Genomic DNA, 6,162 nt, shown 5'->3' on the forward strand with positions numbered 1-6,162 from the left:
AGACCTAATACAGATTAACATTACTTGCTAATCTGTATTAGGTCTATTTTAATATTATCTTTATAAATTTTAAAGGCCCTCCCAAAAGTCGTCCCACTCACTTGAATTTACCTGTGCCTCAAATTTTTTACTGAAATATTTATTTAGTTGTTCTTTTAGGCAGCTGTAATCCCCCATGCTATGCTTTCGTTGAGCATATTCTCTCAGCACTTCATATTCTTCCTCCGACATGAGATACCTATAATGCTCATTGAGTCTTTGAAGACCTTCTAAGGTAATCGGACGAGCTATATTTTTTTCTGTAACAACAATTGTTGATGCAACAAAGTCACCCACTCTCTTATGCTCCTTTGTTAAAAATATTAATACCACACCTATACCAAAAACATCAATAAACACTCGAAATAAATTTCTTAGTGCAGAATGCTTAAGTGTGATAGGTTGACCATTGTTTCTTATAGTTCTAATTCTAAAGAATTTTTTACCAATTGTCATACCATTCATGCTTAGTTCCATAGCTATAAAATAACCATAACTTATTAGGGCATATAAAAGTAATGTCCCTCCAATAATCCAGCCATAGTTTTCTTTCCAGAAATCTGGCGAGAAATATCCCATTAGTAGTAGTGCTATTCCCAGTATCAAAAACATTACACCTTGAATTATCATGTCGATAAGTACAGCGCCAGTTCGTGAACCGAGTCCTGCTAGTGTATATTCAACTTCTATATTTTCTGGTGTTGTAATTTTAATTTTTTGCATGGTACTCCTCCAACTCTTTATACAATATTTTTTGAGAAATCTACATATAATCTACACAATTTACAATTAATTTGGTAAAATAAGCATGAGGTGAAAATATTGAATGAGGAACTATTCATAAAAGTAAATTCTGAAACTTGGGGAGAACTTGAATCTCTCGCCAACATAATAAATAAAAGTGGTTTGAAATCTATACCTTCTAAAGATGTAAAGAAATTTCTACAAGCTTTTAGGCAAACAAGCCATCATTTGGCATATGCTAGAACTCATTACCCTAAAAGCTATGTGGTGTCTTATTTAAACTCCCTACTTGGTAAATGCCATAGTTATGTTTATGCGGTGAAAAAAGTGTCACCAAGTATTTTATTGAAATATATTGCTTATGATTTTCCAAAGCTTTTAAAGGAGTATAAATGGTTTATAATATGTTCCTTCTCTTTTTTTGCTATTGGGGCCCTATTAAGCATGATATTAGTTTTTATCAATGTTGATAATGCTACTATGTTTCTTCCAGAAAACTTAATTGCTACAATAAAAAGCGGGAAATCTAGTAGTGGACAGTGGAACTACCCCTTAATGTCCAGTTATATTATGGTAAATAATATTTCTGTTTCCTTAAAAGCTTTTGTTATGGGTATAACCCTTGGAATAGGAACAATCTATGTATTATTTTTTAATGGCGCCATGCTTGGGGCTCTAACAGCACTAGTTTATACGTATGGTAATCCGTTAAACTACTGGTCTCTTATTCTTCCTCATGGAGTAATTGAACTTACTGCTATCTTTATTTCAGGGGCTGCAGGACTTATAATTGCTAAAAGCATACTACTACCTGGTAAATATTCACGAAAACATTCTTTGATAAAAGGTGCAAAAGAATCTGTCTCCCTAATAATCGGTGTAATATTTATGCTTGTAATTGCAGGAATTATAGAAGGCTTCTTTACCCCTCTAGACATTTGTGCATCATCAAAGCTTATTTTTGCTGCTGTTTCTGCAATACTATTAACAGTTTATTTTTCTATTCCACACTTTGTAAAAAAGTAACATCTAGAAAAGTTTATCCAAACGATAAACTTATCTATTTTTTTACAGATAACTATGGTTTTTCACTTGGATATATTTATTAACCACAGTGTATTCCAGTTTTTCCGGAGCACATTCAATGCAAAGAATTCCTTTTCGATTTAAGAGATTTATTATCTTACGTCTTTCATCAACAATTTCTAGAGCAACTCCTTTATTAAATAAATCCTCTTTACTTTTTATTTTAAGTGAGCTTATTAATTCTATACTTTCATTTTTTATAAGAATTATAACCACTAGATTATTCTTAGAAATAATTGGTAGAACCTTTAGTATACTTTCTGTTTCCTCTAGGGTGTTAAAATCCGTAAAAAAGAAAACAATGCTTCTATGGCGCTCCTTCTTTTTTAAATAGTAAAAAGCTTCATCATAGTTAGAAGTTTGATTAGTGTTATCGATGTGATAAAGAGCATCCATGATTTTGCCTCTATGACCAGCTCCCTTGCCAGGCATGATCATATTATCTACATTAGTATTAAATACCATGAGGCCTGACTTATCACCATTTTGATTGACTATATCTGAAAGAATAAGGGCTGTATTAACAACTAAATCAAGTTTTCTAAACCCTCTAACGGTGTAGCTCATAGCTCTCCCAGTATCTATTAAGATATGAACGTGCTGATCTTTTTCAGGTTCGTATTGATTTAGTATTGGTTTATTACCTCTAGCAGTTGCTTTCCAGTTAATCTTTCTATACTCATCCCCTGCTACATATTCTCTTAAACTTTCAAAAGAGGTACCTTTTCCAAGAGTTTTTAATGTTTTTTGCCCCTGTTTAAAAGAACGATTATTACACATATTAAGCTTGTATTTACGAAGATTTTTCATGTTTGGATAAACCTTATAGTCACGTTTGAGTGACACCTTGAATATCTTTGTGCAAAGCTTCAGTCTTCCCTTACATTTAACATGAATATTTTCAAAGGTAAAAGCTCCACGCTTAGTAGGAAATATGAAGTATTGGAAATTTTTCTTCTCCCTAGGCAAAGCGGTACCTTTCATTATAATATTTTCAGTTTTAAAATAGAAATCTGGAATTTCATCCACTAGCTCCAAACTGAGGTTATAGTTGCTCTTGTTAAAAATTTGAACACCAATAGCTTCTTTTTCATATATTGACAACTTATCTGTGCCAATACGTTCAATAGATATGTCACTTTCATTTACAGAAATAAAGTAATCAATTATTAATAAAGTGGCACATATTAAATTATAAATTACAAACACTGTAAGTGAATTATTTGTAAGCAGTGATAATATAAGAAGCACAATTCCACCACATAACAAATATAGAAATCGCTTGGTAATACCCATTGATATCCGCCCTCCCTATCTCGGTACTTTTTACCTAGGTGTTTTTACCTGGGTACTTTTACTTTAGAAAGTATATCTATAAGTACCTCTTTGGGCATAATACCCTCTAGTTCTAGTTCTGGCTTTAAGGTTATGCGGTGTCTTAGTGTTGGGATTGCCATTTTTTTTATGTCCTCAGGAATTACATAATCTCGTCCACAAATAGCAGCACAAGCTTTAGAACTCTGAAGTAGTGCAATACTTCCTCTAGGAGAACTTCCGATTTCAATAATAGGATTATTTCTAGTTTCATAAACGATTTTTACAATATATTCCATAACAGCTTCATCCACTTTAACATTTTGAATTTCTTCTTTGCATTTTAAGATGTCGGAAGCTGAGCAAACTCTTTGTAAATCACACTTATCTAAGTCTACACTTGAAAAGCCTTCATTATGACGTTTCAAAATTTCTTTTTCTGCGGATATCGAGGGATAATCAATTATAAGCTTCATCATAAATCTGTCTACAAGTGCTTCTGGCAAAGAATAAGTGCCTTCATACTCTAGTGGATTTTGTGTTGCAAATATCATAAAAGGTGCATTAAGGGTAAACATCTCTCCATCAATTGAAACAGTACTCTCAGACATAGCTTCAAGAAGGCCCGCCTGTGTTTTAGGAGGTGTACGATTAATTTCGTCGGCTAATATAAAATTAGAAAAAATAGGACCTTTCTTAAGTTCAAACTCTCTTGTACCCATATTAAATACCTTTGTACCTGTTACGTCTGATGGCATTAAATCGGGTGTAAACTGAATTCTTTTAAAATCTACTGAAAGTGTCTTTGCTAAAGCTCTTACCATCAAAGTCTTGGCAACACCTGGAAAACCTTCTAGTAGTACGTGCCCACCAGAAAACAAACTTATTAGAGAATATTCTACTAGTTCCTCCTGTTCTACTATAACTTTTTTTATTTCATTATTTATTTTTTCTACTAGTTTTCTTGTAAAGTCTTTTTCAATGTTTTCCAATGCAGACCGCTCCTTTTGTCTAAAATTTTATTAAGATGTTCTATCATAGTTACTACATGAATATATTCTTTTACCTTTATTTTATTTTTTCTCTTTTTCATAAATTCAAAAACACTTTTAGCCTGATTTAAAGATGGTATTTTCTCTTTTTCCCAATACTCTAACCATTCTTCTTCCTTACCCACAAAGCCTTTTAAAAAGTTCTTATAATAGTTATCTACCATCAAATCCCAGCATTTAGCTTGCCTATAAAGAGAAGCTGCCGAATATAAATACTCATTTTCGCTTCGTTCTACTTCCTCGTGGAATGGCATAGCTTTACCAAACTGCTTACCCTTATAATAAAAAAATGCAATTAGAACTATTAAAATTTGATAAATTATATATTTAAATCTGATTGGTATTGCATCCCAAATTGATTTTGTAGTAGCTGATGAAAACAAATAGGATTCATTAAAATATAATTTATCATAAGAATAATTATCAATTTCTTTAATAAGATCATAAGTGTTTGTGGTATCTTTAAGGAGCGTTTTATTTGTCATAAAATCTGCATCAGCATTTATGATTCTGCCTTTACCATATGTATACAGTTTTATATTTCCTTTTGCATCAATTGATGTTGCATATTTAATAGATTCAGACGTTTCTGGTGTAATATAAACTAGCACTCCACCCTTTTCTACCCATTGTTTTACCTCTTGATCATTTATATTAAATTTCCCTCCAGGCGGTATTAGCTGCACACTATTAGTTTTGCATCTAATCAACTGTTTTAATGTTCTTTCTACTGGATAATTAAGCTTATTTAATGATTGATAAAATACACTATATCCCATTTTAGATTTATTTACTACAGAAAATGGGGGCAAGTTTTTCTCCATTCTTGTAGAAATGTATAAAGACAGAAAAAGAAACAGGGGTATAATTAAAATAAATAAGAATAGATCTTTATTAGTTTTCTTCTTCATATGCTAGCACCTCGTCCCAAATCAGATTAATATTTTGGAAAGCCTTGTCATAGGATTCCCTATTGTAAACCCTATGACCATACCAAGAGTAATTAAAGTCACTTATTAAATAATCAAATACTGAAAATCCCGAAAATTTACTTTTCTTTAAATATTGGTAAATCTCTTCATTGGTTTTGGATTCATCAAGATAAATAATGTTCTTTTCGTGCATCAATAGCAAAATAGCAATAAAATCATATCTAATAGCTGCTCTAAAATCTTCCTTTTGTCTGAAGGAAGCCGCTGTATGTCTCAAACTGCTAGGAGTGGTTTTATCGAGGATTTTCTCTCCTAAAATTTCCTTAATTCTTGATTTTCTCTCGAAAGTTTTGCTTGCTTTTACAATTATTAATACCACTATTGTACAAATCATTAAGATTCCAATAACTATTAATATATTAGCTAGATTATTTGATAGGGAATCTGGAGCTGGGATGTTTGAAATAGTATTATTAATTAGTTTTCCTATCCACTGACTTATGTCTTCCTTAATTTTAGTAATAAAATCTAATACGGTATTTCTTAAGTGTTCATATTCAGAACCCTGAAGTATATTGTTAACGATAAGATCAAACTCTTTTTTAGTTGGTGTCGCCATACTGATTACCCTCACACAACTGCCCCTTTTCATAGTCCTTTTTTATTTTGTTTAGCTTTAGTGATATATCATAGCCTTCTTTTTTAAATTTTTGATTATAATATAAGTGCGTCATCATAATTGTTAATAGTGGCGATATAACCAGCCCTGATAAGAGACTAATAGGCCATTGTAAAAAATTATACATCATAGTCCCATAGGCCAGTAAATCTTGTTGAATATTCAAAAACTTTAGAAGCATATAAATCATACCTGCCACAATGCCTATAAAACTCTGAAGGGAGCTTGTAACTTATATTCCGCTGAATGAATTTAGAAACTAATTATTTACTTAAAAGATATTTATTTACAATTATTTACAAAAAGGAATTTTTAG

Annotated in this window: 7 protein-coding genes; 1 reads left to right on the forward strand and 6 read right to left on the reverse strand. The window is 31.5% G+C overall.

Features of this window, described 5'->3' with window-relative positions; all coding sequences use genetic code 11:
* Window positions 1–69: 69 nt before the first annotated feature.
* Window positions 70–762, reverse strand: a complete 693-nt coding sequence (locus KPL51_RS20980) for an RDD family protein (protein WP_216165999.1) — start codon at window positions 760–762, stop codon at window positions 70–72.
* A 99-nt stretch (window positions 763–861) separates the two neighbouring features.
* On the opposite strand from KPL51_RS20980, the gene KPL51_RS20985 reads away from it, so the two are divergent.
* On the forward strand, window positions 862–1,809 hold the full coding sequence (locus KPL51_RS20985; RefSeq protein WP_216166001.1) for a stage II sporulation protein M: 948 nt from the start codon (window positions 862–864) through the stop codon (window positions 1,807–1,809).
* 42 nt (window positions 1,810–1,851) lie between these two features.
* Here the strand turns inward: KPL51_RS20985 and KPL51_RS20990 are convergent, their stop codons facing one another.
* The 5 genes from KPL51_RS20990 to KPL51_RS21010 are packed head-to-tail and all read right to left on the reverse strand — an operon-like array spanning window position 1,852 to window position 6,027.
* Complete coding sequence (locus KPL51_RS20990; RefSeq protein ID WP_216166003.1) at window positions 1,852–3,165, reverse strand: DUF58 domain-containing protein; 1,314 nt, start codon at window positions 3,163–3,165, stop codon at window positions 1,852–1,854.
* A gap of 44 nt (window positions 3,166–3,209) precedes the next feature.
* Complete coding sequence (locus tag KPL51_RS20995; protein WP_216166005.1) at window positions 3,210–4,175, reverse strand: AAA family ATPase; 966 nt, start codon at window positions 4,173–4,175, stop codon at window positions 3,210–3,212.
* Window positions 4,139–5,146: a hypothetical protein gene (locus KPL51_RS21000; protein WP_216166007.1), complete on the reverse strand. Its 1,008-nt coding sequence runs from the start codon at window positions 5,144–5,146 to the stop codon at window positions 4,139–4,141. The genes KPL51_RS20995 and KPL51_RS21000 overlap by 37 nt, the downstream gene beginning before the upstream one ends.
* Entirely contained in the window at window positions 5,130–5,801 is a 672-nt protein-coding gene (locus KPL51_RS21005; protein ID WP_216166009.1) for a hypothetical protein, read from the reverse strand. Before KPL51_RS21005 ends, KPL51_RS21000 begins: the two co-directional genes overlap by 17 nt.
* A complete protein-coding gene (locus tag KPL51_RS21010; protein ID WP_216166011.1) occupies window positions 5,770–6,027 on the reverse strand; it encodes a hypothetical protein in 258 nt (85 codons plus the stop codon). The genes KPL51_RS21005 and KPL51_RS21010 overlap by 32 nt, the downstream gene beginning before the upstream one ends.
* Between the last annotated feature and the right edge of the window lie 135 nt (window positions 6,028–6,162).

The sequence above is a fragment of the Clostridium bowmanii genome (genome assembly GCF_018861315.1).
Taxonomy (GTDB): Bacteria; Bacillota; Clostridia; order Clostridiales; family Clostridiaceae; genus Clostridium_AD; species Clostridium_AD bowmanii.